Origin of the sequence: Limnobaculum eriocheiris, from assembly GCF_021010575.1 — a bacterium.
In the GTDB taxonomy this organism is placed as follows: domain Bacteria; phylum Pseudomonadota; class Gammaproteobacteria; order Enterobacterales; family Enterobacteriaceae; genus Limnobaculum; species Limnobaculum eriocheiris.
Window position 1 is genome coordinate 1 of the sequence record NZ_JAJNAG010000051.1, and the last position, 23,359, is coordinate 23,359.

Below are 23,359 nucleotides of genomic sequence, written 5' to 3' on the forward strand. Positions count from 1 at the left end.
GGTGGAATGACCGTTTCGGATCACATCACTCGTTTCAGAACAGCGGGGACAAACTACATCAATCTTTGCCATCAATCATCCAAAGGGCGAAGAATACCACAACACTAAATATGCGTCACGACCCAAATATTTATCCCAGCCATTGTTGTGAACCATCAGAATAAGACTAGAAGTTGCTTCATAACAATCTTCAAGTAAATTTTCGTATGTGTCAGGAGGCATTGAGTCTCTGGAAAATTTCTCCAAACTTTCTGCTGAATAGAAGTTTTTACGCGCACTTTTTAGTTCCATTAAAAAATTAGGAAATGCTTCTAAATCTTCAATGGAACTTACCTGAGCTTCTATAGACTCTATTGCCTTTAATAATTCTGAAATATATTTTAATTCATTATTTTGAATGTCGTTTGGAGGGGTTGCAGGGGCTGGTCGATCAAACTCTAATGCTCCAAATCTTCTTATGTAATAAGGAGTATGATTTTTATGTAATTCGATAAGTTTCAACTGTGGTATTTGATCAAATATTGTAAAATCAACATCATTCTCAACAAATTTAAGAAAATCACCTTCTAGGCTTACACTTTTTTTCTTTGTGATTTTGTCTTTGCACTTTTTATCCCACCCAGAAATGAGTTCTGCTTTCAGCTTATTAGAATCTTTAAGGGCGTTAAGGCTAACACCATTTAAGCCACTCTTTACAACAAAGTAATATTTTGTAGGCATAGAAAAATGCCCTTGATGTGAGTGGTAACAAAGCTTACCTATTTCTAATAGAACATCTGCCAAATTCAATGGTGAGCTGTAATATTTGCACTGAAAATTCTCCCAACTTCCATCAGGGGTGTAAGCAATAACGTCACGCCCCATATCACCTGCACCCCCAACACGATTGACTCGCAAATACTGTGTTTTCCAATAAGTTGCAAGTTCACAAGTAAATTCTTCCCAATCGTCCGCGTCCATTTGCTGCAAACGCCTTAATGGCGATATGATTTCGCCAGTTAAAGCTGATACTGCCGACAAAGGAGCATGGGTGCTTTTTGGTGAGGGGATTTCCTTTTCTAGTTCCATCTATATATAAGTCATCCAAATTTAAAATTATTCTGCTTATTATCTTCCTATATTTTACTTAAAAAATATACCGTGGAGAGCACCCAGAACACTAGACTGATTAGAAAAAATATGTCAAGTACTTAGCTGAAAATCTGACGGATAAGTGCGCTGGTTTGGAATGGGCATAAACGTGTTAGAAGAGGCAGTGAATCGATGAGTCGATAAATGAAGGCCAGAGAATGAGGCTCTGGCCTATCAGTTTTTCTACAGTACGAACGTGTGTAGGTGGGTTTTCTACATTAACCCCTCATAGTAACAAATTCTTCCGCCGCTGTTGGGTGAATCGCAACGGTGTTATCAAAGTCTTTTTTGGTGGCGCCCATTTTAACGGCTACCGCGAAGCCCTGAAGGATCTCATCCATACCAAAGCCGATACCATGGATACCAACAATCTTCTCTTCTTTACCGGCGCATACCAGCTTCATACGGCATGGCTGACGGTGAGAAGTGACCGCGGTATACATTGCGGTAAAAGAAGATTTATACACTTTCACCTGATCGTCACCATACTGCTCGCGCGCCTGACCTTCTGTCAGACCAATGGTGCCGATAGGCGGGTGGCTGAATACCACAGTAGGAATATTGGAATAATCCAGATGCTCATCCGGTTTGTTGTTAAACAGGCGTTCAGATAAACGACGGCCTGCGGCAACCGCTACCGGGGTCAGCTCAACAGCGCCGGTGTTATCACCAACGGCATAAATGCCAGCAACGTTAGTATTCTGGAATTTATCAACCGGGATATAACCTTTCTCATTGGTTTTAACGCCAGCCGCCGCCAGATTAATGTTATCCGTTGCCGGTTCGCGACCAATGGCCCAAATCAGGCAGTCTGTCACGTGCTCTGTGCCATCTTCCAGCATCAGCGTTAAGGAGCCATCGGCATTTTTAACGATGGATTTAGGAATGGCCTGAGTGTGCAGAGAGGGACCTTCTGCCGCCATAACTTCAAGCAGGGTTTCGACGATCATTGGGTCGAAGGTACGCAGTGGAGCATGTTTACGCACAAACAGATGGGCATCAACGCCTAATCCATTCAGAACGCCAGCAATTTCTACCGCAATATAACCTGCACCAATAACCGCTACGCGCTTAGGCATTTCGTCCAGCGCAAAGAAACCATCAGAGTTAATACCATATTCGGCACCCGGAATAGAGGGCACGGAAGGGCGGCCACCGGTAGCAATCAGAATATGGTCTGCGGTAATTTTTTCACCGTTTACTTCAACGGTACGGGCATCGACAAAGCGGGCGAAGCCACGAATCACATCAACTTTGTTGTTACCCAATACGCGATCGTAGGATTGATGGATACGGTCAATATAAGCAGTACGGCTTTCGATCAGCTTTTTCCAGTCGAAATGGTTAACGGTGGTATCAAAACCATAATCTGGTCCATAAAGATGGATAGCTTCGGCGATTTGTGCTGCATGCCACATCACCTTTTTCGGCACACAGCCTACGTTTACGCAGGTACCGCCGAGGTATTTGGCTTCAATAATGGCACATTTTTTTCCGTAAGAGGCTGCACGGTTAATAGAAGCGATACCGCCGCTACCACCGCCGATAGCAAGGTAGTCGTAATGTTTAGTCATGATATTGTCTACATCTCTCTATAGCTAAGAGTGGGATTGAGAAAGGTTCTCACAACCCGCGGAAGAATAAAAGCCCCCGAGCGTCGCACTACTTTTACATATCCGTATTAACGGACTGGCAGGGGTCATTATTGGTGCTTAACCATTGATCGGGAATAGGAACCGATAAGGTATCTGATAAATCTTGTAACGTTTCACTCAGCCACTGGTCCGCCTGATCGATTAGTACCAGTTCAGCCTGGCGATTCTGTTCTGAATTAGCTACGGGCAGGGTGCTGAACTCTTTAGATTCCAGTACCTCTCCATCGTGATACTTCTCATATAGCCAGTGGCCGTTGGTCTGGTGCTTGTATTGGGTACCATCAATGACTCTTTTTATCATGGCCTCGCCGCGAAAACGAATGGGAAGCGCTTTACCCGCCAGATTATCAAATTTCCAGCCAATGAAGTCATTGGTGATATTAGGGTCGGGGTAGGTCCAGAAGCTGACGCCATAGTTAAGTTGAACATACAGCGCAGTGGGCATACCACTTTCATCAATATATTCTACCTGTACCACTTCAGGAGAACTCTCCCTAAAGCGCGTTACACTGATATTTTCCTGACCGGATTTTACCGTTAAGGTACAGCGTTTAGTATCCGGCCACAGCGTCAGCAGAGCACCATCGCCAGCAGGGATTTCAGGTTTAGGTTCAAGTTTACCATCGGCACTGTTTTTAGCCGGTGGGTAAGTGTAACCGCGGAGTTCAGAGGGTTTTTCACCGTAAAAAACCCATTTAGCAACAGGCACTGGAAATAAAAATTGCCAAATTAGCCAACCGGCTAAAATCACGATAGCGATCACAAAAAGGTTGATTCCGACTAACCTATTTCTTTTCATAACCATTCTCAACTCTTACCACAACCGTCCAATGAGTGTTTACTCCGGTGTAATCCAGCTAACTTTGGTATGGCCAATGCCTTCCGGCACCAGAACGCGATGCAGCCATGGCAAAACTGTACTCATCTGCTGCTCCAGCTTCCAGGGCGGATTAATCACAATCATACCCGATGCGGTCATACCGCGACGATCGCTATCCGGCTGAACCGCCAGCTCGATTTGTAAGATGCGTCGAATACCCGTCTCTTCCAGCTCTTTAACCATACGCTTAATTTGCTGGCGCAGAACCACCGGATACCACAGTGCGTATACGCCGGTAGCAAACCGCTTATAACCTTCCTGAATACCCTGAACCACCGCCTGATAGTCAGTTTTGAGTTCATAAGGCGGGTCGATCAGAATAAATCCGCGGCGCGACTGGGGTGGAAGCTGAGATTTGAGCTGCTGATAACCGTCAGCGCGTAAAACCTTACTGCGCTCATCTTTAAGAAATTCATGACGCAGTAGAGGGTAATCCGTTGGGTGCAGCTCCGTCATATGCAGTTGGTCCTGCTCTCTGAGCAGATGGCGGGCAATCAGCGGTGAACCGGGGTAATATTTCAGATAACCGCCTTTGTTATAGGCATTAACCGCAGACATATAAGCTTCAAGCTCAGCGGGCATATCATCCCGTTGCCAGATTCGGGCAATACCGTCCAGATATTCACCGGTCTTTTCTGCATGCTCACTGCCTAAAAAATAGCGCCCGGCACCGGCATGGGTATCGAGATACAGAAAAGGCTTATCTTTCTCTTTGAGCGCTTCAATAATCAGGCTTTGAACGGTGTGCTTCACAACGTCGGCATGGTTACCGGCATGGAAACTGTGGCGATAGCTTAACATGATGTCCTATACATTCCTGTGATTGACCCGCAGTCACCACCGGAAGTGATCACTAACAAGGTATTTATCGTCTGCGCGGCATACAGGCTAAGATTCTGGCCCGAATACGGAGGCTATGCTGCGTTATGGCCACCAGTATAAACTGTCTGGCTGATAAAAAGTGAAAATCATTATAGGTCGTTATTGTTCGCTGTAATTTCAGGCTCGGCAAAACTAGCTCCCCTGATTTTCTTATTCTAGCGGCCAATAAAAGAGAATATCTATTATTAGGATTAGTATCGCCAGCCATTGAATTCGACCATAATAGTCCTCATGTTAGTTTTATTGCCAAATTTAAGGACTGTTTTTATGACTAACCCATTGTTAACTTTCCAGGGGCTTCCCCCATTCTCTGCTATCACACCTGATGATGTTGTTCCTGCCATTAAAGCAGCCCTTGATGATTGCCGTGTTGCGGTAGAAAAAGTGGTCGCGCAACCGGGTCCGTTCACCTGGAATAATTTGTGCCAACCACTGGCGGAAGTTGACGATCGGTTAGGGCAAATCTGGTCGCCAGTTAGTCATCTGAATTCAGTTAAAAATAGTCCGGAACTGCGTCAGGTGTATGAGCAATGTTTACCGTTGCTGTCTGAGTACGGCACCTGGGTTGGTCAGCATGAAGGTTTGTATCAGGCATATCGCAACCTGAAGCAGGGGGAGGCATTCAATAGCCTGACCAAAGCGCAGAAGAAAGCGGTGGATAACGCCCTGCGTGATTTCGAGCTATCTGGTATTGGTCTGGATGCAGAGAAGCAGAAGCGTTACGGTGAAATTGTTTCCCGCCTGTCTGAGCTGGGCTCCACCTACAGCAATAATGTGTTGGATGCCACCATGGGCTGGACTAAGCTGATCACCGATCCGGCTGAACTGGCCGGTTTACCGGAAAGCGCCATGGATGCCGCCCGTGAAATGGCGAAAGCCAAAGATCAGGACGGCTGGTTACTGACTTTAGATATTCCAAGCTATTTACCGGTAATGACCTACGGTGATAACCGCGAGTTGCGCTATGAAATGTATCAGGCATTCAGTACTCGCGCATCAGATCAGGGCCCCAATGCCGGTAAATGGGATAACACCCAAATTATTGAAGAACTGCTGGCATTGCGTTATGAACTGGCGCAGTTGCTGGGCTTTAATAGCTACGCCGATAAGTCTCTGGCAACTAAAATGGCCGAGAATCCGCAGCAGGTGCTGGATTTCCTGAATGACTTAGCCAAACGGGCACGCCCGCAGGGTGAAAAAGAGCTGGCGGATCTGCGTGCTTTTGTTAAAGAACATTTTGGTAAAACCGAGCTCGAGCCTTGGGACATCAGCTATTACAGCGAGAAACAGAAACAGCATCTTTACGCTATCAGCGATGAGCAATTGAGACCTTATTTCCCGGAAGCGCGGGTAATGCAGGGGCTGTTTGAAGTGCTGAAGCGCGTATTTGGTATGACGGCGAAAGAGCGTAAAGACGTTGATTTCTGGAGCCAGGAAGTTCGTTTCTTTGATCTGTTTGACGCCAGCGGTGAACTGCGCGGCAGCTTCTATCTGGATCTCTATGCCCGTGAACATAAACGCGGTGGAGCCTGGATGGATGACTGCGTTGGCAGCCTGCGCTATGCCAATGGTCATCTGCAAAAGCCAGTGGCCTATCTGACCTGTAACTTTAACCGTCCGGTGGGTGATAAGCCTGCGCTGTTTACTCATGATGAAGTGACGACGCTGTTCCATGAGTTTGGTCATGGTATTCACCATATGCTGACTAAGATTGATACCGCGGGCGTTTCCGGTATTAATGGCGTTCCATGGGATGCGGTGGAGCTACCAAGTCAGTTTATGGAAAACTGGTGCTGGCAGCCTGAAGCATTGGCCTTTATTTCTGGCCATTACCAAACCGGTGAACCTCTGCCGCAGGAAATGTTAGATAAGATGCTGGCGGCGAAAAACTATCAGGCCGCGCTATTTATTTTGCGTCAGTTGGAATTTGGCCTGTTTGATTTCCGTCTGCATTATGAGTATCAGCCGCAAAAAGGTGCCCGAGTGATGGAAACGCTGGCAGAAGTGAAAAAGTTGGTGGCGGTAATGCCTTCACCAGGCTGGGGTCGTTTCCCACACGCGTTTAGCCATATCTTTGCCGGTGGTTATGCCGCAGGATATTACAGTTATCTGTGGGCTGAAGTACTGTCTGCGGATGCTTTCTCCCGCTTTGAAGAAGAAGGTATTTTCAACGCCACAACCGGTCAGTCTTTCCTGGACAATATTCTGTCTCAGGGTGGTTCTGATGAGCCAATGACGTTGTTCAAGAATTTCCGTGGTCGTGCGCCAGAGCTTGATGCCATGCTGCGCCACTACGGCATTAAGGGATAACTTCTGTCGTGTCAGTATGTTTTATTTGTGAAACAGGCGCCGATTCCGGCGCCTTATCACTTTTAGCCGATCGTTGGGGGTTGGTATCCGACGAGCAGGCCATTATGGCGTTGGTGTTAACGCCTGAGCGTCTTGAATTGCGCAAGCGTGATGAGCCCAAACTGGGGGCGATTTACGTTGATTTCGTTGCTGGTGCCATGGCTCATCGACGTAAGTTTGGCGGTGGTCGTGGCGAAGCGGTAGCAAAAGCGGTTGGCATTAAAGGCGACTACTTGCCTGATGTGGTGGATGCCACTGCGGGTTTAGGTCGTGATGCCTTTGTTTTGGCTTCGGTGGGCTGCAAGGTGCGAATGCTGGAGCGTAACCCGGTAGTGGCAGCATTACTGGACGATGGCTTACAGCGTGCCTATGCGGACCCTGAAATTGGCGGTTGGTTACAGCAGCGTCTGACATTGCTGCATGCTTCCAGCCTGACGGCGTTATCCTCGATTCAACCCGCCCCGGATGTGGTCTATCTCGACCCGATGTTTCCTCACCGGCAAAAAAGTGCGCTGGTGAAAAAGGAAATGAGAGTATTCCAGTCGCTGGTGGGGGAGGACTTAGATGCCGACGGTCTGCTGGAACCCGCCTGCCAACTGGCGAAAAAGCGGGTGGTGGTAAAACGCCCGGATTATGCCCCGCCGCTGGCAAACGTTAAGCCACAGGCGTCAATTAATACCAAGAGCCATCGGTTTGATATGTATGTGACGTTATAGCTGGCGCTGGGCTGATAGTTTTTTTAATTGACATTTGAGGATATTACGGCCGAAACATTCTCAAATGCCGATAAAACCATCATAAAAACAAAAAACTAGTCCTCATTCGGCTCCAGAAATATCAACTCCTCCATATCTTCCCAATAAACAAAGGCTCCACCGTTAAAATAGTGGGGAAAACTTTCAATCATAAGTTTACGGTGTTCTTCGCTTTGTTGTTCCAGTGGTAGGGTAATGTCGATATCGGGGTGGTCTGTTTTGAGTTTTTTCAGGCGGGCTTGTAGTTCTTCCTGCACTTTCATTTGGGTTAAGGTCTTTTCTCTGGCGGCGGCGGCTTCCAGCAAAGAGAAGCGATCGGCTGGGGTATCCGTGGTTTGCGCAACCAATTGTTCAGCAGTAAAACGCCTTGTTTGAATCGGTTCCCGTTGAGCGGTGGGTGAATTATTGCGGGTGTTATCAACGACAAGTCTTAAATGGTTACGCCTGGCTTTAGTCATCAGCATTTCCTCTTGTAGTACTGCGATAACAGTACGGCGACCACGCGACGCGGACGCGTAGCCGCCTCAGAGTATAGTTATAACACGCCTTGTCCCAACATGGCATCTGCCACTTTCACAAAGCCGGCAATATTTGCGCCGCTAACGTAGTCAGTTTGTGCTTTTTCGCCGCCATAATTAACACAGGCTTCATGAATATCATGCATGATGTGTTGCAGACGTAAATCAACTTTCTCTGCTCTCCAACTGACGCGACCGGCATTTTGCGCCATTTCCAGACCAGAAGTCGCAACGCCACCTGCGTTAGCCGCCTTACCCGGAGCAAATAGCACGTTAGCTGCCATCAGTGCTTCTGTAGCATCGATAGTGGTTGGCATATTGGCGCCTTCGGCAACGGCTTTTACGCCGTTTTGGATCAGCAGTTTAGCATCAGCCAGCTCCAGTTCGTTCTGGGTGGCGCATGGTAGAGCGATATCTACCGGAACCCCCCAAGGGCGCTGGCCTTCCAGATAGGTTAAGCCGCGCTCGTTAGCGTAGTCTTTGATACGGCCATAACGGCTGTTTTTGATATCAATCAGGTGAGCCAGTTTATCGGTGGTGAAGCCTTCTTCATCTACAATAGAACCGGCAGAGTCTGATGCGGTAATCACTCGGGCACCCAGTTCCATCGCCTTTTCAATGGTGTATTGCGCTACGTTACCAGAACCTGAAACAGAAACCCGCTGACCTTCAAAACCAGAACCATGACGCTTCAGCATAGCCTGAGTAAAGTAAACCAGTCCATAGCCAGTGGCTTCAGGACGGATCAGGCTGCCGCCAAATGAAAGGCCTTTGCCGGTAAACACACAGGCGGTGTTATTAGACAGCTTCTTCATCATACCGGCCATATAGCCAACTTCACGACCACCCACGCCGATATCACCAGCTGGTACGTCGGTGTCAGAACCTAAATGACGATAAAGTTCAGTCATCAGGGCCTGGCAGAAACGCATAATTTCAGCGTTGCTTTTCCCTTTTGGATCGAAATCTGAACCGCCTTTACCGCCACCCATAGGCAGCGTTGTCAGCGCATTTTTAAAGGTTTGTTCAAAACCTAAAAACTTCAGAATAGACAGGTTAACCGATGGGTGGAAACGCATCCCGCCCTTAAATGGTCCAATGGCGGAGCTGAACTGTACTCGCCAGGCGCGGTTAACCTGAACTTCACCTTTGTCATTTACCCATGAAACGCGAAACTGAATCACGCGCTCTGGCTCAACTAAACGTTCCAGCAAACCCTGTTCGGTATAGCGAGGATTTTCTTTCAAAAAAGGCCAGAGAGAAGTGAATACTTCGCGAACCGCCTGCAGAAATTCTGGTTGGTGGCCATCGCGTTTTTGGAGCATAACGAGAAAATCGTCCACAGTGGAGTAATGATTCATTGATCCTGTTTCCTATGTCTTTTTTATTTTTTCCACGAAAAAACGCTATTCAGAAAGTGAATATTGCGGGCTTCATGATGTGATGTATGTTCTTTTCGAATATAACACTAACTAATAGTGATCAGGCAAGCCGTTTTTTGAGGTGAATTAATATTATTTATATTAGTGCTGAAAATTATTAGAACCAATAATTATGAAAATTCAATAAGTAACAAAACTAGTCTCAATATATTGAAAAAACGATAATTGCACTATTTTACAGGGGGTTACAAATTTAATAATAGGGAAATATTCGACTAAAGCAGTTATCTGAAGTAACAGAATTCAAAAGAGCAGTATATTTAACTGGGTGTAAGAAAATATGCTGATAAAAAGATAATATTTTTATTTATAGGACAAACTTTACTAATTATAAGGTAATTCTTTAATCATTCGAATAAAGAAACGCCCGCATGGAGCGGGCGTTGAGTTGTTTATGTGATGCGTTATTCTTCTTCGCGTAAAGGAACAATCAGCATATCAATATGTACGGTATTAATTAGCTGACGTGCGGAAGACATTAACTTGCTCCAGAAATCCTGATGGTGCCCACACAGTACGAGGTCCATATCATACTTTTTAATCGCATCAACCAGTACCTGACCCAAGTCACCACTGCCGCTGAGGGTCTCAGTGATAGGGTAACCGGCATTGTTTGCCAGCTCAGTTAGCGCATTATGGGTCTCTTCGGAGATGCGTTTTTGCATATCGCCCATATTGACGTCGATCAGTCCGGTATACAGATCGGAGTAATTGACATCTACGTGAATCAGGGAAACTTTTGCGTTATATGGCTTAGCCATAGATACCGCTTTTTCAACCAGTACGCTGCTTTCCGGAGATAGGTCAACTGCAATCAGAATGTGTTTATATGACATAGGATGACTCCTTCTGTAAGATCCGTTAACTTGAATTAATAATAGCTCAATATACCTCACTAAAGTGGTATACCGATCACATGATGTACGCTTTTATCGTCGCATAGCCCTGATATCGATTCCTACGGAGAATCATCATCTTATTGACTATAAAATAACGATTAGCGCTTGGCTACTGCCGATTTTGCTAAAAGTTTCATAATGTGAAGTCATGAAGTTTCAGATAATAAAAAACCCCGCGGTGTATCACACGGCGGGGTTTTTTATTCATGCTTCCTGTACCTGTTAAATCAGTTTCAAAGCAATCCAGTACAGACTACCGGAAAGAAGAACTGCAACAGGCAGGGTCAGAGCCCAGGCCAGGAAAATACTTTTAACGGTTTTACTCTGTATGCCCCCACCGTCAACCAGCATGGTACCGGCTACGGCAGAAGAGAGAACCTGCGTGGTAGAAACCGGCATCCCGGTATAGCTGGCAACGCCAATAGAGAGCGCGGCAGTTAGCTGTGCAGAAACACCCTGAGCATAGGTCATGCCTTTCTTACCGATTTTCTCACCGATAGTCACGGCAACGCGTCTCCAGCCTACCATCGTACCCAGAGCCAGCGCTAATGCGACTGAAACGATAATCCAGATAGGCGCATACTCAACGGTAACCAGCACGTCTTCGCGTAATTCTTTAATATAACGCTTATCCTGAGAGCTGGTTTCCGGCAGCTTAGTCACTTTAGCGGCGGAATCAGCAACGCATAACAACAGACGGCGTAGCTGACTACGCTGGTCCGGCGGAAGCTGTTCATAGTTATCAAGGCCGCTTAACATCTGCTGTGAATGGCCGATAGCAATCAGCGCACGGGAGTTATCACAGTGATACTCAGTGCTTGTGCTCATGGCCGGCAGCGGATCGGTGTTGTTTTGACCTACGATATGAGGGATAGCATCACGATGATTCTGATAGTACTGCTCAAGGTGACCTAAAGCATCACGAGTACGGGAGATATCATAACCGTTAGCACTCATATCTACCACGAACCCGGCGGGAGCCACACCAATTAGTACCAGCATCAGCAAACCAATGCCTTTCTGACCGTCGTTAGCACCGTGGGAGAAACTGACACCGATGGCTGACAGGATCAGCATGATACGAGTCCAGAACGGTGGTTTACGTTTACCATCTTTCTTTTCACGTTCAGCAGGGGTTAAGTGAATACGTTGGCGTTTCTTATTGCCGCTCCAGAAGCGACGCAGAATGAAGATCATGGCACCGGCCAGAATCAAACCAACCAGTGGTGACAGAATCAGCGACAGGAAAATCTGAATCATCTTAGGCAGATTCAGCGCGTCGACAATAGAAGAGTCCGTCACAATGGCGTTGGTTAAACCCACACCAATGATAGAGCCAATCAGCGTATGTGAACTGGAGGCAGGGATACCTAAATACCAGGTTCCCAGATTCCAGATAATCGCCGCTAATAACACCGAGAACATCATGGCAAGGCCATGAGTTGAACTGATATTAAGCAGCAAATCTGTTGGAAGCAGGTGTACGATCGCGTAAGCAACGCTTAACCCGCCAAGTACGACACCCAGAAAGTTGAAAACACCCGCCATAACAACAGCAAGCTGTTCGCGCATAGCGCGGGTATAAATAACGGTAGCTACTGCGTTTGCTGTATCGTGAAAGCCATTGATAGCTTCATAAAACAGAACAAACAGTAATGCGAGACCCAGCATTAGGGCAGTATGAATTTCTAGTCCAGCAAATATGTTTAGCATAAACCTTACTGTCAGTAATGGAGGTAGACCGGCGCATTATCAGCACAATTAGCTTATCGGCAAAGAAAAAATTAACTTTTTTTTCGATTTTGCGCACCCGTTTACATGTGTTTACAAATGTAACTACATGTTATTATTAAAATAAGTATGGAGCTAAAAATAATTTTGCCACGCAAGCAAAATCTATTCTGCTGGCTAGAACTTCGGATGATGAATACAATTCTGGCACAAAATAGGAAGTCGTGTGGTCAGCAGACCGAAATTTCAGAGGTTTTTGTGGTTGAACAAACGGACGTAGTCATTATTGGTGCCGGAGCTGCCGGGCTGTTTTGTGCGGCTCAGGCGGGGCAATTGGGCCTGAATGTCCTGTTGGTGGACAACGGTAAAAAACCGGGACGAAAAATATTAATGTCCGGTGGTGGCCGCTGCAACTTTACCAATATGTATGCGGACCACACGGCTTATCTTTCCTATAATCCGCATTTCTGTAAATCAGCGCTGGCGCGTTATACCCAGTGGGATTTTATCGAGCTGGTATCCCGTCATGGGGTGGCCTACCACGAGAAAACGTTGGGGCAACTGTTTTGTGATAACTCTGCGGAAGATATTGTTAGCCTGTTGCTGAAAGAGTGCGAGCAGGGCCATGTTGATTTACGCATGCGTAGTGAAGTACTTAGCGTTGAACGTAATGAACAGGGTTTTCTGATTAAGTTAGCGACAGGAAATATTCAGGCCAAATCTTTGGTTATCGCCAGCGGTGGTTTATCTATGCCGGGGCTGGGTGCTACACCTTTTGGCTATAAGATTGCTGAGCAGTTTAGCATTAATCTGCTACCGACCCGCGCCGGATTGGTACCGGTGACGCTGCATAAACCGTTGCTGGAAGTGTTGCAAACGCTGTCAGGCGTTGCGGTTCCGGTAAGCGTTACGGCAGAAAATGGTACTCAATTTAAAGAGAGCCTGCTGTTTACTCATCGCGGGCTTTCCGGCCCTGCGATACTGCAAATTTCCAGCTACTGGCAACCGGGCGAATCGATTGTCGTTAATCTGCTACCGGATTTAGATCTGGATGCTTTCCTGAATACTGAACGAGCGGAGCATCCGAATCAAAGCCTGAAAAACACTCTGGCACGCCATCTGCCAAAGCGTCTGGTGGAAAGCTTACAAACACTAAATAAAGTGCCTGATGTGACACTGAAGCAACTAACTGCCCCTCAACAGCAGCAACTGGCCGATGCGTTGCAGCAATGGCAAATTCAACCTAATGGCACGGAAGGTTATCGTACCGCCGAGGTGACACTGGGCGGTGTTGATACCAAAGCGCTGTCATCCAAAACGATGGAATCAGTTCAGGTTCCCGGCCTCTACTTTATTGGTGAAGTGGTGGACGTTACCGGTTGGCTGGGGGGGTATAACTTCCAGTGGGCCTGGAGCTCGGCCTGGGCTTGTGCGCAGGCGTTGGCTAAAACAGAATAATCAAAGGCGCCACGCCAGCCAGACAATACCGCCTAATACCAGCAGGGCACTCAGCGTAGGGAAGACGGGAATACCGAAAATGGAAAATGTCTGGCTGAGTAGCCATGGTGCGATGCCCAACGCAAATGCAGCGGTAACGATAGTGATGATGCAGATTTGCCGGTAGCGGAACGGGTATCCCGCTGTAAGGCTCATGGTATAACAACGCTGGTCGTGACCGACCATAACTCCGCAGCGATTACCTTAGTTGGCTGTCTTTACTTCCCCGGCGGTTATAGCCAGCCTGATGCTGGTTTTTCTTATCCAGCTCGGTTTGGCAGGCCAGACAATATTGAACGCCGGGAAGGGCCTCCCTTCTGGCCTGTGAAATAGGTTCACCACATTCCAGACAGTGAGTTGCACTTTCACCGTTATGCAGTTGAGAACGGGCTTTGGCGACAGCATCTGAAATGGTGCTGTCAATTTGATCCTGTACGGCGCCGTCTGCCGCCCATCCGCTTGCCATGACAGAACTCCTCAATCAGCAGGTTATTTCAACCGGGATAACTTAAGTTTAGCAGGGCCTCACCGGAATAGGGAGTGGGATATTATGCAAAGCGCCTCCGATACGGGAGGCGCTATGTGTTGATAATGTAACTGTGATGAACTATTTGACCAGCGTCCAGGCCATTTGCCAACTGCTCCCAACGCCAGGTTCAAAACCTGTGGCTGTTGCGCTCCATTGTTTACAGAAACCGCTGTAAGGCGCGGGTTTACACTGATAAACCTTGCCGTCTTTTGGTTGCAATACTTTAGTGCCCGCTTTGTAGGTCGAGATTTTTTCCGGGAAGACGGCATCATAGTTGGTGCTTCCGCCCCCACTACCGTCAGGAACATTAACCGTAAACTTAACGATCTGTTGTTGAACATTCCCGTTCTCGTCTTTCCCGACCACTAACAGCCCATAATTACCGCTAACCAGACCTTTCATTGCCAGCGAAAAGCTCTTATGGCTGTGATCCATGTCGGCACTTTCATAAATTTTTTGAAGATGGGCGCTATCATAAACAGATGTTTCAACGGTGAGTTTTCCACTAACCGCCACATTAAATGTTAATGTCAGATCGCCACTTTGGTTGGTGGTATAACCTGATTCAACACCGGTAACGGTTACGGATGAGGTGACAGGTACGGGCTGTTGATCGATTTGAATTTCAGTATGATTGATACCACTGGATTCCGTGGCATAAACCGTATTGTTACCGTAGACCGGGTTAAACTGGTTGGCGCCTGCTTTCTGTCCGGCACGAATAAGTTGCTGAGATGCGTTGATTTTATCGGCAAAGTCGTGCGCCCAGACATTTTTAGCACCGCTTTCATCGCTTTCTATAGTGTAAGGAATAGACAGGTAGGTACGTTCACCCCGACTATCAAAAACCCTCAGTGTGACGCTATCGCCGCGTTTCAGATCGATGAATGGCTGAATGTTACCCACTTCTGTTGCCCAGGTATCAACAATAGCCGGAGGATTTGAACCTCCACCGCCAGCTTCGGTACCGCCAGCAAAATCCACATCAATCAGGTTATAGAAGCTGTTAGGGGTGTCGGCAACTTCCCACACACCCAGAATTACCTGATAGCCAGTACGATTAGGTACATTACAGGTTTTACTGGTAATGGTTTGAGGCATCGCCATTTTACCGTCAATTTTACAGAATGGTGTCAGATCAAAAGAGGCGCGGGTTAGTGGTTGATTAGGGTCCCAATCCTGTTTGGTGATGTAGTAACGCCAGTTATTAACCGGGTGGGCGGCAGTAAATTTCCAGGTAAAAGTATTATCTCCGGGTTTCATGCTGACCTTTTTCCAGCGAACGGCGGTTTGTTCATCTAACTGGGCAAATCGCGGAGAGTTGGTACTGCCTATTTTGCCATCGGCTGGCCCGCTATTAGGGAAACCGGTGGGTGCTTCCAGACTTTGTGGTTCATATTCAACATCACCACAATCTACGTTTTGTCCAAGGGTACAGGCATAAGCACGAGATACCGGTTCGCTTATGAAGCCGTGGGCCCAAACTAATGGACTTATGATTGCCAGAGTGCCTGCCAGCCCCCTGAGTGATAAAGCAGGGATCATCATCAACCTCCTAAAAGATACTGCGCAATATGTCCTGATCCTGTGCTGTTTTAACAAAGATAGAAATGACAGCCCGGGAAAGGATGCGTATTCATCATATTAGTTTAATATTTTGAAATTTATTTTCTGTTTTCTGTTTTCTGTTTTCTGTTTTCTGTTTTCTGTTTTCTGTTTTCTGTTTTCTGTTTTTCAATATTTTGTTTTTCATATGCATGAATTGCCGGGTTATTAATTTGTTTATGTGATTATAAACCTGAGTGTAAGAGCGAAAGCATGCGTTCCTGAATAAAAAACAGGAGCACCCTTAATGAAAGTATGGGAATTTATAATATCTATCTCATTGAAATGAATATATTTAATTATAAAGATGAGAAATATTCTCATTTTAATGAAAAAAGAGCTTTACAGTTTCTATTGATAATGATTATTATTTGCGTGTTTTCAAGAGGCGGTCATTCATGCTCACCTCGGGAAAGCACGACATTGCTCACATTGCTTCCAGTGTTTATTTTAGCCAGCCTTGCGCTGGCTTTTTTTTATCTATTTTGGCTAAAACGCTCCTGTATTGGACCGGGGGGTACCGAAATAGGGCTAAATAGTGTAAAAATGCGGGGATAGTTAACAACTGATGTTAGAATAGTCAGCGAAATACTCCTGACCACGCAGAGAAAGACACCTCATGGAAATTAGTCAGATTGACCTCATTTTATCTTTGCTACAGCAAATGTGCGTTTATCTGGTTATTGCCTATCTGTTGAGTAAAACGCCGCTGTTTATCCCCTTAATGCAGGTCACTATTCGTCTGCCTCATAAGCTACTGTGTTATTTCACATTTTCTATGTTCTGCATAATGGGAACCTACTTCGGCCTGCAAATTGATGACTCTATTGCCAATACCCGGGCCATGGGCGCGGTGTTAGGTGGTGTCTTAGGGGGATCATCCGTTGGTTTCTTTGTGGGGCTGACCGGTGGTTTACATCGTTATTCCATGGGGGGTATGACAGCGACGGCCTGTATGTTGTCGACTATTGTGGAAGGCTTAGTGGGTGGTTTACTGCATCGTTATCTGATTCGTCATAATCGAATGGATATTCTTTTCCAACCGCTGACCGTTGCCGCCATTACGCTGTTTGCCGAAGCCCTGCAAATGCTGATCATCCTGCTGATTGCCCGGCCATTCTCTCAGGCGGTACATCTGGTTAATGATATTGCTTTACCGATGATGATTGCCAACTCGATTGGCGCAGCGATGTTTATGCGTATTCTGCTGGATCGCCGGGCGATTTTTGAAAAATATACCACCGCATTCTCTGCTAAAGCCTTAAAGATAGCTGCCCGATCGGAAGGGGTATTGCGACAAGGATTTAACCAGAAAAACAGTATGCGGGTTGCCCAGATCTTGTACGAGGAACTGGGCGTTGGAGCCGTGGCGATTACCGATCGGGAAAAGCTGTTGGCGTTTATTGGTATTGGTGACGATCACCATATACCTGGCACATTAATTACTTCTCATCATACTCATAAAGCCATTGAGAATAATCAGGTGGTGTATGCGGATGGTAACGAAGTTCACTATGCCTGTTCTATTACGCCTAACTGCAAACTGGGTTCAACGCTGGTTATTCCACTGCGCGGCGCTGAAAGGACCGTTATTGGAACCATTAAGTTATATGAACCTAAAAGCCGACTGTTTTCCTCCATTAATCGCACGTTAGGAGAGGGGATTGCCCATCTGCTATCGGCGCAAATCCTGACGGGTACGCTGGAACAGCAAAAACAGCTGCTGGCGCAATCAGAGATTAAGTTGCTCCACGCGCAGGTTAACCCGCATTTCCTGTTTAACGCGCTGAATACCTTGTCTGCGGTAATACGTAAAGACCCCGGCCATGCCCGCCGTCTGGTGCTGTCGTTATCCACTTTCTTCCGTAAGAACCTAAAACGCAGTAATGATGAAGTGAGCCTGAGCGATGAGCTGGAACACATCAATGCCTATCTGGAAATTGAAAAAGCGCGCTTTGCCGACCGCTTAACCGTTGATATTGATATCCCTGATGCACTGTTGCCCCTTTCTTTACCGGCATTCTCACTGCAACCTATTGTGGAAAACGCCATTAAACACGGTACCTCTCAGATGCTGGCCGAAGGCCATATCAGCATTAAAGGCTATTTTGATACGACAGACGCTAATCATCAGATGCTGGTACTGCTAGTGGAAGATAATGCCGGTAACTACTATCCAAGGCCAAATGGTGACGGGCTGGGGATGAATCTGGTGGATAGACGCATTAAGGCGCGTCACGGTTATGACTATGGTGTGACGGTGGAAAGCCAACCGGAAGTTTATACCCGCGTCACTATTCGCGTTCCGGCGATTGGTGGTGACGATACCAGTAGTGCACAATCAGAAACCAGACCCGCAGCTTAATAGCCTGAAGCGATGAGTAAGAAGATAACCGGGGAGAGACCCGGTTTTTTATGGTATTAATCGGGTAAAAATAGCTTGTTGTATAATGTATAAAAATCAAAAGAATATTGCTTTTTGCTGTCAATATCTTGCTAAATATGGGTGTTAAAAGCGGGAATAACTGTGTGACCCTTGACTATATCATCACGTCCACCATGAATTTTGTTCGCGACCATCAGGCGTGGGGCGCTCCCGTGGTTTTTTTTCTGGCATTTGGTGAGTCGATCGCTTTTCTCTCTTTGCTGATTCCCGCAACGGTTATTCTGATAGGAATTGGCGCGATTATTGGTGAGAGCGGTATTGCTTTCTGGCCCATATGGGTAGCGGCATCCCTCGGGGCTTTTTTTGGCGACTGGATATCTTACTGGTTGGGCTGGTACTACAAAGAGCGCATTGCTCATATCTGGCCTTTATCGCGTAATCCACAAATGCTGGTACGCGGTCAGCACTTTTTTGATCGCTGGGGAACCATCGGGGTATTTGTTGGCCGGTTTTTTGGTCCTTTCCGCGCAACGGTTCCGCTGGTTGCTGGTATTTGTGAGATGCCGCTAAAATCTTTTCAGATAGTTAATCTGACCTCCGCCATGCTGTGGGGCTTTCTGATTCTGGCTCCCGGAGCCTTTGGAATTCAATGGATTGCTCACTATTTGCGCTTTTAACCATTTTGTTTAGCGATAATGGGAACAATTACGCATAATCAGCCAAAACAATCTGGACATTTATACAGTATTCTCTTACTTTTAATCCTTATTAATTTGTGATGTTGGCATATCAAAAGCCGGAGGCGCGGTGGATAACAGCCTGATGATGATTTTTGCTGCTGCGCTGGCAGGGCTATTACTGGGTGGATTGGTGGTGGCGATTTATAACCAGCGCCATAGTTTGCAACAGGAAAACCAAATCGCATTGCTGACCGCACAGTTGGATCAGGCGGATTCAGACAATCAGCAGTTACAATCAGAACGAAAAATTCAGCAGCAGGAGCTGCAAAAAGGGCTGTTGGATCTGCGCGATCTGTATGCGCGCCTGGCGGCTCTGCAAGAGAAAGCCCGGCAGCAGGGGTTATGGCATGAAGAGTGCGAACGTTTAAATCAGGAATTGCGTAGCCTGCAGGGCATTAATAATGCGCTGGAGGTTGAGCTGCGGGAGATGTCCACCCGTCTGGAAGAGACGCGTTTTGCCTCAGAAGAGAAGCAGCGTTTGTTAATCAGCAGTGAGCAGCGGCTTACGGTACAGTTTGAGAATTTAGCCAATCGTATTTTTGAGCAGAGTGGGCGTAAGGTGGATGAACAGAACCGCCAGAGCCTCGACCGGTTACTTCTTCCGCTGTATGAGCAACTGGATGGCTTTCGCCGCCAGGTTCAGGACAGCTACGGGCAGGAAGCGCGGGAACGCCATACCCTGACTCATGAGATCCGCAATTTACAGCAGTTAAACGCTCAAATGGCCCGGGAAGCCCTTAACCTGACCAAAGCCCTGAAAGGGGATAATAAGACGCAGGGCAACTGGGGCGAAGTGGTGCTGAGTAGGGTATTGGAAGCATCGGGTTTGCGTGAAGGCCATGAATATCAAACTCAGGTCAATATGAAAGGCGAAGAGGGTAACCGTCAGCAGCCGGATGTGATTGTTCATCTTCCACAGGGGAAAGATGTCGTTATTGATGCTAAGATGTCGCTGGTAAGCTACGAGCGTTATTTTAACAGTGATGATGAGCAGGAGCGCATTCAGGCACTGCATGAGCATATCGCTTCCATTAAGTCGCATATCCGTTTACTCAGCCGTAAAGATTATCATCAGCTTCCGGGGTTACGTTCTTTAGATTATGTGCTGATGTTTATTCCGGTCGAGCCTGCTTTCTTGTTAGCCATCGACAGGCAACCAGAATTAATCAGTGAAGCATTGCAGAACAACATAATGCTGGTTAGTCCAACGACACTCCTGGTGGCATTAAGAACCATCGGTAATTTATGGCGTTATGAGCATCAGAGCCAGAATGCCCAACAGATCGCCGATCGGGCTGCGCGCCTGTATGATAAGCTTCGGCTGTTTGTTGATGATATGGCATCGCTGGGAATGAGTCTGGACAAGGCGCAGGATAATTACCGGCAGGCGATGAATAAGCTATCCCAGGGGCGAGGTAATGTCATTGGGCAGGTAGAAAGTTTTCGGGCATTAGGCGTTGAAGTAAAACGCCCGATGAATACTGCGATATCGGAACCAGCTTTAGCTGAATCGATATCAAAAATACCGGATAACACCGCTGAACCAGATAATTCTTCTGATATTACCCAATGATAGTAAAAAAGAGTTATTGGTGGATATGTTTCAGATTGTTTCTGGTAGACTAAATTAATTCATATGACTTATTAAATCAGGTTTAATCATGATGAACGAAACGCAGGAAACCACGACGCATTTTGGTTTCCGCACGATAGAAAAAGATCAAAAAGTCGCAATGGTTGCTGAGGTTTTCCATTCTGTAGCTTCAAAATATGACTTGATGAACGACTTAATGTCATTCGGGATTCACCGGGTTTGGAAACGATTCACTATTGATTGTAGTGCGGTTCGTGAAGGGCAGAAAGTGCTCGACCTGGCAGGTGGAACTGGCGATTTAACGGCAAAATTTTCACGTCTGGTTGGCGAAAAAGGTGAGGTAATTCTTGCCGATATTAATGATTCTATGTTGAAAATGGGCCGCTCCAAGCTGCGCGACATGGGGATCATCGGCAACGTCAACTATGTACAGGCTAACGCCGAAGCCCTGCCTTTTCCTGATGATTACTTTGATTGTATTACTATCTCTTTCGGGCTGCGTAACGTCACCGATAAAGATAAGGCTCTGCGCTCAATGTTCCGCGTGCTGAAGCCGGGCGGTCGTCTGCTGGTGCTGGAGTTCTCCAAACCGGTAGTGAAGTTGCTTAATACGGCTTATGACGCTTATTCATTCCATGTTTTGCCGAAGATTGGCGAAATGGTTACCAGCGATGCCGATAGCTATCGTTATTTAGCAGAATCCATCCGTATGCATCCCGATCAGGAAACCCTGAAAGGCATGATGGAAGAAGCCGGGTTCGACGGTGTTGGGTACTTTAACCTGACGGGCGGGATTGTTGCGCTGCATCGGGGATTTAAGTACTAATCAGACCGGCATTGTGCCTTTCGCCTGCGGGTATGGATAGTAGGATGCGGGCGGTTTGGTAGATATGGTTTTCTGTCTGCGGGAGCGGACAGAAATAAAGAGGTGTGAATTACCTTTGGTAACGAGCGTTTATACCGCCATATTTACCTGACGATTGCTGGCGTTTTAACTGATATTTCATCCAATTCCTTCCCGTATTATGATTTCCTGCCACTGACACAGCGTTTGATCATCAGGTAATAAAAGGATTTCTGACATGATGCCATCACTACCCTATCGCCAAATTCGGGCGCTGGTGGTGCAAGCGTCAAGATCTAAGCGAGTCATAGCTGCTTTACTGGTGGGGACGGAGATGTGTTTCATTATCTACGGAGAACTCTGGTGATTATGTATTTGTAATGATTGAATCTAAGGCCGAAACGATATCATGCCTTGCTGAGTTGGCATTACATACGAAATCTGATTTTTTGATTTTATTTGCATCAATAAATGTTATTGCCGGAGTAAAAACGGAATAAACATCACCATTAATAGTAAGTTGAGGCGTTATTCTTGTTTGACTAAGATTTAAATCTTTTTGAGATACTAAGGGCACGATCAGTCTTGTATTTAAATCATCAAAATAGTCATTTTGAAGAATTAAATAAAATGGCCAGAGCCGGTTTGTTTTTATGGAAGGGTTTTTGTATACGTCAAATTGCTTTGGCATTACAGGCCCCCGAAAAATTCATCGTCAGACAGTAGGCCAGCCTTAGTCATAAACCTGTTCATGGCTTGCATATCTTCTTTTTCTTTTGCCTGTTCATTTTGTCTGGATTCAATAGCTTTAGCTAAAAGTTCATCTAAGGTAGCTGATAAATTCATGTTCATACTGCGGGCCTTATCAACAAGAGAAGCTGTCAGATAAACGTTAGTGCTTCTTTTAGCGCTATGGCGAGAAGGTATTGTACTCATCGTGTACCTCAATATTATGCGCAAATATATGCGCATAATTATGGAGCTTAGTGGTTATTAATGCAATGGATTCACCCTGAACTATGGAATAACAATTCACAGGGGAACTGAATAGTGAAAGCCATTACGAATGAGAAACTTGTAGATACAGTTAGTCCGGTATTTATGAAAGCTAAATATAGACGCCATACCGACGTCTATCAGTTTCAGTAATAGCGACAGGCTTTGAGTTACCCGTTACTGGCATAGAGCACGGTGAATAATGCCGCCATTTTCTCGTGCAAGATAAACTGTAGCGACTCTTTTGTCGGGGCTTCTTCCAGTTTAACCACAATGCTAATCAGAGCGAGGCATTGTTCTGCCAACTCTAATGGATCGTTTGATGTCAGATCGTTGAAGATGGTATCCGTTGAATTAAGCATGGGAATTTACCTCGCTTAATTTACAGCTGGCTACGGCAGAAGATCGTTTATTGGATCCGGATCGGAAATAAGATCTGACGGGTATAAATTTAAACTGAGTTTGGGTATGCTCTCTAACAGCCATGATGTTACCTCCCAGTAACGTTGTGGTCAGAAACCCCGTTAGTGTGTCGAGCACTGCGGGGTTTTGCTTTTTCGGCGAAATATTCACCTGCTTGACTACGGTATATTTATCCAGCGATGGGGTCAATTGGTGAGGTGCTGTTTTTATTGGGGAATTTGGGATTTTGGGGATGTATCGCAAAAAAGGGGGATTGTTGAGGGGGGATATTAATTATGGCTGTTTTAGGAGAAGTGAAGGGTATGCAGCAGAAATTATTACTATGGTAACGGACCATGTTATTTGAAAATAAAATGTCCGTTTCCCACAGCCTTAATGTAAGCACACCCATTTTAGTACCACATACTTTTTGAGATTTCTGGGTTTTCAGCCATCAGCCGGTATTCTTCCGGTGTCAGGTTATTCAGGGATTCATGGGGCCGCTCACTGTTGTATTCATTCAG

22 protein-coding genes are annotated in these 23,359 nt (G+C 46.3%); 7 read left to right on the plus strand and 15 right to left on the minus strand.

Features of this window, described 5'->3' with window-relative positions; translation table 11 throughout:
- The 5 genes from LPW36_RS15490 to LPW36_RS15510 all read right to left on the minus strand — a co-directional run.
- Nucleotides 1-72: IS1 family transposase (locus LPW36_RS15490; RefSeq protein WP_338085959.1), on the minus strand; the 72-nt coding region annotated here is incomplete at its 3' end.
- A gap of 3 nt (nucleotides 73-75) precedes the next feature.
- Nucleotides 76-1,068 carry an ABC-three component system protein gene (locus LPW36_RS15495; protein ID WP_230611118.1) on the minus strand — a complete coding sequence of 331 codons (993 nt, stop codon included), beginning with the start codon at nucleotides 1,066-1,068 and terminating at the stop codon, nucleotides 76-78.
- A gap of 281 nt (nucleotides 1,069-1,349) precedes the next feature.
- Entirely contained in the window at nucleotides 1,350-2,705 is a 1,356-nt protein-coding gene (gene gorA / locus LPW36_RS15500; RefSeq protein ID WP_230611121.1) for a glutathione-disulfide reductase, read from the minus strand.
- Between the two features lie 94 nt (nucleotides 2,706-2,799).
- Entirely contained in the window at nucleotides 2,800-3,585 is a 786-nt protein-coding gene (locus LPW36_RS15505) for a hypothetical protein (RefSeq protein WP_230611124.1), read from the minus strand.
- Nucleotides 3,586-3,624: 39 nt separating this feature from the next.
- Nucleotides 3,625-4,467: a 23S rRNA (adenine(2030)-N(6))-methyltransferase RlmJ gene (locus LPW36_RS15510; RefSeq protein ID WP_230611128.1), complete on the minus strand. Its 843-nt coding sequence runs from the start codon at nucleotides 4,465-4,467 to the stop codon at nucleotides 3,625-3,627.
- A 348-nt stretch (nucleotides 4,468-4,815) separates the two neighbouring features.
- On the opposite strand from LPW36_RS15510, the gene prlC reads away from it, so the two are divergent.
- Together prlC and rsmJ are read left to right on the plus strand one after the other, a co-directional pair.
- Nucleotides 4,816-6,858 (plus strand): oligopeptidase A, encoded by a 2,043-nt coding sequence (gene prlC, locus LPW36_RS15515; protein ID WP_230611131.1) that lies wholly within the window; start codon nucleotides 4,816-4,818, stop codon nucleotides 6,856-6,858.
- Nucleotides 6,859-6,866: 8 nt separating this feature from the next.
- Nucleotides 6,867-7,613 (plus strand): 16S rRNA (guanine(1516)-N(2))-methyltransferase RsmJ, encoded by a 747-nt coding sequence (gene rsmJ / locus LPW36_RS15520; protein WP_230611134.1) that lies wholly within the window; start codon nucleotides 6,867-6,869, stop codon nucleotides 7,611-7,613.
- A gap of 95 nt (nucleotides 7,614-7,708) precedes the next feature.
- On the opposite strand, the gene LPW36_RS15525 is transcribed toward rsmJ, so the two are convergent.
- From LPW36_RS15525 to pitA, 4 genes are all read right to left on the minus strand, one after another.
- Nucleotides 7,709-8,110, minus strand: a complete 402-nt coding sequence (locus LPW36_RS15525) for a hypothetical protein (protein ID WP_230611137.1) — start codon at nucleotides 8,108-8,110, stop codon at nucleotides 7,709-7,711.
- Nucleotides 8,111-8,187: 77 nt separating this feature from the next.
- A complete protein-coding gene (gene gdhA, locus LPW36_RS15530) occupies nucleotides 8,188-9,531 on the minus strand; it encodes an NADP-specific glutamate dehydrogenase (RefSeq protein ID WP_130593256.1) in 1,344 nt (447 codons plus the stop codon).
- Between the two features lie 485 nt (nucleotides 9,532-10,016).
- Entirely contained in the window at nucleotides 10,017-10,448 is a 432-nt protein-coding gene (uspA, locus tag LPW36_RS15535; RefSeq protein ID WP_130593255.1) for a universal stress protein UspA, read from the minus strand.
- 285 nt (nucleotides 10,449-10,733) lie between these two features.
- Nucleotides 10,734-12,224 (minus strand): inorganic phosphate transporter PitA, encoded by a 1,491-nt coding sequence (gene pitA / locus LPW36_RS15540; RefSeq protein ID WP_230611140.1) that lies wholly within the window; start codon nucleotides 12,222-12,224, stop codon nucleotides 10,734-10,736.
- 207 nt (nucleotides 12,225-12,431) lie between these two features.
- On the opposite strand from pitA, the gene LPW36_RS15545 reads away from it, so the two are divergent.
- Nucleotides 12,432-13,700 carry a BaiN/RdsA family NAD(P)/FAD-dependent oxidoreductase gene (locus LPW36_RS15545; RefSeq protein ID WP_230611143.1) on the plus strand — a complete coding sequence of 423 codons (1,269 nt, stop codon included), beginning with the start codon at nucleotides 12,432-12,434 and terminating at the stop codon, nucleotides 13,698-13,700.
- Here the strand turns inward: LPW36_RS15545 and LPW36_RS15550 are convergent, their stop codons facing one another.
- The 3 genes from LPW36_RS15550 to gbpA form a co-directional block, all read right to left on the minus strand.
- The gene (locus LPW36_RS15550; RefSeq protein ID WP_230611145.1) at nucleotides 13,701-13,925 is read right to left on the minus strand and encodes a hypothetical protein; all 225 of its coding nucleotides are present in this window, start codon (nucleotides 13,923-13,925) and stop codon (nucleotides 13,701-13,703) included.
- 13 nt (nucleotides 13,926-13,938) lie between these two features.
- Nucleotides 13,939-14,205: a DksA/TraR family C4-type zinc finger protein gene (locus tag LPW36_RS15555; protein ID WP_230611147.1), complete on the minus strand. Its 267-nt coding sequence runs from the start codon at nucleotides 14,203-14,205 to the stop codon at nucleotides 13,939-13,941.
- A 141-nt stretch (nucleotides 14,206-14,346) separates the two neighbouring features.
- Complete coding sequence (gene gbpA / locus LPW36_RS15560; protein ID WP_230611149.1) at nucleotides 14,347-15,816, minus strand: N-acetylglucosamine-binding protein GbpA; 1,470 nt, start codon at nucleotides 15,814-15,816, stop codon at nucleotides 14,347-14,349.
- Nucleotides 15,817-16,492: 676 nt separating this feature from the next.
- On the opposite strand from gbpA, the gene LPW36_RS15565 reads away from it, so the two are divergent.
- The 4 genes from LPW36_RS15565 to ubiE all read left to right on the plus strand — a co-directional run bounded on the left by LPW36_RS15565 (nucleotide 16,493) and on the right by ubiE (nucleotide 21,419).
- Nucleotides 16,493-18,238, plus strand: coding sequence for a sensor histidine kinase (locus LPW36_RS15565; protein WP_230611152.1), 1,746 nt, complete (start codon nucleotides 16,493-16,495; stop codon nucleotides 18,236-18,238).
- Nucleotides 18,239-18,402: 164 nt separating this feature from the next.
- Nucleotides 18,403-18,936 carry a DedA family protein gene (locus LPW36_RS15570; RefSeq protein WP_230611155.1) on the plus strand — a complete coding sequence of 178 codons (534 nt, stop codon included), beginning with the start codon at nucleotides 18,403-18,405 and terminating at the stop codon, nucleotides 18,934-18,936.
- A gap of 130 nt (nucleotides 18,937-19,066) precedes the next feature.
- The gene (gene rmuC, locus LPW36_RS15575) at nucleotides 19,067-20,572 is read left to right on the plus strand and encodes a DNA recombination protein RmuC (RefSeq protein ID WP_420844801.1); all 1,506 of its coding nucleotides are present in this window, start codon (nucleotides 19,067-19,069) and stop codon (nucleotides 20,570-20,572) included.
- Nucleotides 20,573-20,663: 91 nt separating this feature from the next.
- Complete coding sequence (ubiE, locus tag LPW36_RS15580; protein ID WP_230611169.1) at nucleotides 20,664-21,419, plus strand: bifunctional demethylmenaquinone methyltransferase/2-methoxy-6-polyprenyl-1,4-benzoquinol methylase UbiE; 756 nt, start codon at nucleotides 20,664-20,666, stop codon at nucleotides 21,417-21,419.
- A 385-nt stretch (nucleotides 21,420-21,804) separates the two neighbouring features.
- Here ubiE and LPW36_RS15585 read toward each other — a convergent pair whose 3' ends face one another.
- The 3 genes from LPW36_RS15585 to LPW36_RS15595 form a co-directional block, all read right to left on the minus strand.
- Nucleotides 21,805-22,128, minus strand: coding sequence for a CcdB family protein (locus LPW36_RS15585; protein ID WP_230611158.1), 324 nt, complete (start codon nucleotides 22,126-22,128; stop codon nucleotides 21,805-21,807).
- Nucleotides 22,128-22,373 (minus strand): type II toxin-antitoxin system CcdA family antitoxin, encoded by a 246-nt coding sequence (locus tag LPW36_RS15590; RefSeq protein WP_230611161.1) that lies wholly within the window; start codon nucleotides 22,371-22,373, stop codon nucleotides 22,128-22,130. Before LPW36_RS15590 ends, LPW36_RS15585 begins: the two co-directional genes overlap by 1 nt.
- 230 nt (nucleotides 22,374-22,603) lie before the next feature.
- Nucleotides 22,604-22,795 (minus strand): hypothetical protein, encoded by a 192-nt coding sequence (locus tag LPW36_RS15595; RefSeq protein WP_230611163.1) that lies wholly within the window; start codon nucleotides 22,793-22,795, stop codon nucleotides 22,604-22,606.
- Nucleotides 22,796-23,359: the final 564 nt, after the last annotated feature.

Bases quoted from the DNA above. Each gene is read 5' to 3' on its own strand.
- uspA (WP_130593255.1), bottom strand. From the start codon at position 10,448: ATGTCATATAAACACATTCTGATTGCAGTTGACCTATCTCCGGAAAGC.
- LPW36_RS15525 (WP_230611137.1), bottom strand. From the start codon at position 8,110: ATGACTAAAGCCAGGCGTAACCATTTAAGACTTGTCGTTGATAACACC.
- LPW36_RS15505 (WP_230611124.1), bottom strand. From the start codon at position 3,585: ATGAAAAGAAATAGGTTAGTCGGAATCAACCTTTTTGTGATCGCTATC.
- gdhA (WP_130593256.1), bottom strand. From the start codon at position 9,531: ATGAATCATTACTCCACTGTGGACGATTTTCTCGTTATGCTCCAAAAA.
- ubiE (WP_230611169.1), top strand. From the start codon at position 20,664: ATGAACGAAACGCAGGAAACCACGACGCATTTTGGTTTCCGCACGATA.
- pitA (WP_230611140.1), bottom strand. From the start codon at position 12,224: ATGCTAAACATATTTGCTGGACTAGAAATTCATACTGCCCTAATGCTG.
- LPW36_RS15565 (WP_230611152.1), top strand. From the start codon at position 16,493: ATGGAAATTAGTCAGATTGACCTCATTTTATCTTTGCTACAGCAAATG.
- LPW36_RS15590 (WP_230611161.1), bottom strand. From the start codon at position 22,373: ATGAGTACAATACCTTCTCGCCATAGCGCTAAAAGAAGCACTAACGTT.
- LPW36_RS15550 (WP_230611145.1), bottom strand. From the start codon at position 13,925: ATGGTCGGTCACGACCAGCGTTGTTATACCATGAGCCTTACAGCGGGA.
- LPW36_RS15585 (WP_230611158.1), bottom strand. From the start codon at position 22,128: ATGCCAAAGCAATTTGACGTATACAAAAACCCTTCCATAAAAACAAAC.
- LPW36_RS15595 (WP_230611163.1), bottom strand. From the start codon at position 22,795: ATGCTTAATTCAACGGATACCATCTTCAACGATCTGACATCAAACGAT.
- LPW36_RS15545 (WP_230611143.1), top strand. From the start codon at position 12,432: ATGATGAATACAATTCTGGCACAAAATAGGAAGTCGTGTGGTCAGCAG.
- gorA (WP_230611121.1), bottom strand. From the start codon at position 2,705: ATGACTAAACATTACGACTACCTTGCTATCGGCGGTGGTAGCGGCGGT.
- LPW36_RS15510 (WP_230611128.1), bottom strand. From the start codon at position 4,467: ATGTTAAGCTATCGCCACAGTTTCCATGCCGGTAACCATGCCGACGTT.
- gbpA (WP_230611149.1), bottom strand. From the start codon at position 15,816: ATGATGATCCCTGCTTTATCACTCAGGGGGCTGGCAGGCACTCTGGCA.
- prlC (WP_230611131.1), top strand. From the start codon at position 4,816: ATGACTAACCCATTGTTAACTTTCCAGGGGCTTCCCCCATTCTCTGCT.
- LPW36_RS15555 (WP_230611147.1), bottom strand. From the start codon at position 14,205: ATGGCAAGCGGATGGGCGGCAGACGGCGCCGTACAGGATCAAATTGAC.
- LPW36_RS15495 (WP_230611118.1), bottom strand. From the start codon at position 1,068: ATGGAACTAGAAAAGGAAATCCCCTCACCAAAAAGCACCCATGCTCCT.